Annotated in this window: 2 protein-coding genes; both read right to left on the bottom strand. The window is 61.4% G+C overall.

What is annotated here, in order from left to right; all coding sequences use genetic code 11:
• Nucleotides 1-78: 78 nt before the first annotated feature.
• Nucleotides 79-921 (bottom strand): IS21-like element helper ATPase IstB, encoded by an 843-nt coding sequence (gene istB / locus ACH107_RS32250; RefSeq protein WP_412509692.1) that lies wholly within the window; start codon nt 919-921, stop codon nt 79-81.
• Nucleotides 918-2,109 (bottom strand): IS21 family transposase (gene istA / locus ACH107_RS32245; RefSeq protein WP_412509691.1); only part of this gene is annotated, 1,192 nt, incomplete at its 5' end. The genes istB and istA, both read right to left, overlap by 4 nt.

The following is a 2,109-nucleotide window of genomic DNA, read 5'->3' as shown; positions in this document are numbered from 1 at the left end:
TGTCAACGCCGAGTTAAAATTCCCCAAAAGTGCCGAAGTAAAATTCCCCACTTTTACGGATCCGGTGATCAGCCGGTTTCAGTGATCATCTGCTCCGCTTTTTGTTTTGGGCGGCCGGCCTCGCCGTTTTGGCGGCGGTGGCGGTGTGATGGGGGCGTTTGCGCGGACATGCTCGGGGATGAGGTCAGCATGGCTGCGCAGCCGGTAGCTGGCCCCCTCAATCTGGATGACCACGGCGTGATGTAGGAGCCGGTCGAGCAGCGCGGTCGCGACAACTGGATCCCCGAAGATTTCGCCCCATTCCGCAAATCCGCGGTTCGAGGTGAGGATCATGGCGCCCTTTTCGTAGCGGGCGTTGACCAGCTGGAAGAACAGGTTGGCGCCGCCGGTGGTGATAGGCAGATAGCCGATCTCATCGACAATCAGCAACGAGGCCCGAGTATAGAAGCGGATTTTCTCAGCCAGTCGCCCCTCGCGTTCGGCCTGGCTCAACGCCGTGATCAGGTCGGCCAATGTTGCGCGATACACGCTTCTGCCCGCTTTCACGGCGGCGACGCCGAGGGCCGTGGCCAAGTGAGACTTGCCCGTGCCCGGTGGCCCAAGGAAGTGAATGATCTCAGCCCGCCTGATGAAGTCGAGCTGGGCCAGGGCCGCAATTCGTTCTCGGTCGAGCGACGGCTGGAAGCTGAAGTCGAAGCCTTCAAGTGTCTTAACAGGCAGGAGCTTGGCGGTGCGCAGGGCCACGTCTATCCGACGCGTCTCCCGTGTTGCGTATTCCTCGCTCAGGAGCGTGTCGATGGCCTCGATCGCTGTGATCTCGCCTTTCTCAAGCTGCTGTAATGTATGATCGAGGGCTTCGAGCGCACGTGGCATCTTCAGCCCGACCAAAGCGCTCTGGATCCGGTTCAGAAGATCGGTCATGACTGCGCCCCCTTAGCCGCCAGGCGCTGGCCAACCGCGCCGTAGAAGTCGAGCGGCCGCCGCAATCCCTGCGAGGACCGCGACAAGGTTGGTCTTGGTGGTGGTGCCTTACGATGCGCGGGGTCGATGCGGCGCAAGGCCTTTCCTTCCAGCACAGGATGGCAAGCAATCAGTTCACCGTCCTCATAGATCCGCAGCTCGGTGGCGTGATGCTGCACCTCAAGTGTCCGACGTCGCGTGGTGTCCGGGACGGAGTAGAAGTTGCCGCCGACCGCGATCATGCCATCCTTGCTCACCCGGCGCTCCACCGACAATATCGCACTGTACGGGATCGCCGGGAGCAGCTTCAGATCGGAAACCTCCTCGGCAAAGGCCTCATCCACCACGCGCCGGGTGGTGGCGTGAACGCGTGGATTGGCAACCTCGGTCCTCCAGGCGTCGAATTGGGCATTGAGGTCGTCCATGTTCCGGAACGTCCGGGCTAGGAAGAAGTCCTGCCGGATATAGCGGAACGGGCGTTCGACCTTACCCTTGGTTTTTGCCCGATACGGCTGGCAAGCGCGTGGTATTGCGCCGTAATGGCTCAAGAGCGCCACCAGGGAGCTGTTGTAGGTCACCACCCCGGCCTCGTCCTCGCCGATCACGGCAGTCTTCATGCGGTCATAGAGGATTTCCTCAGGCACGCCGCCCATGTCAGAGAAGGCCGCGATATGGCAGCGCAGAACCGATTGTAAGTTCTGACTGGCAACAAACCGGCCCCAGAGCCAGCGGCTGTGCCCGAGCACCATCGAGAACAGCCAGACCTTGCGGACGACGCCGGGCTCATCGGTGAACTCTACCGTGAACTCGGCAAAATCAACCTGGGCCTGCTTGCCCGGCGGGGTCTCGAACCGGCGCTCAAACTGCGTCTGCTTGGGCGGACGTACCTTACGCAGAAAATCTGTGACCGCCGTGTAGCCGCCGTCGTAGCCCAGCTTGCGTATTTCACGCAGCAGGCGCGCCCCGCTGAGATCAGGAAAAGCTTGAATGCGGTCCTGCAAATAATCCTCATAAGGCTGGATCACCCGCGATCGCGGCTGGCGTGGCCCATAAACCGGCGCTTCCAACCCACCGTCGAGATACTTCCGAACCGTCTTGCGGTCACAGCCAACCTTGCGCGCAATCGCAGAAACGCTCAGGCCCTGCTTC

Source organism: Roseovarius halophilus (ex Wu et al. 2025) (assembly GCF_047086965.1).
The sequence above is the reverse complement of the archived record's forward strand: the minus strand, read 5'-3'. Positions and strand labels throughout refer to the sequence as shown.

Excerpts from the sequence above, each read along its gene's own strand:
- istB (WP_412509692.1), bottom strand. The coding sequence starts at position 921 with ATGACCGATCTTCTGAACCGGATCCAGAGCGCTTTGGTCGGGCTGAAG.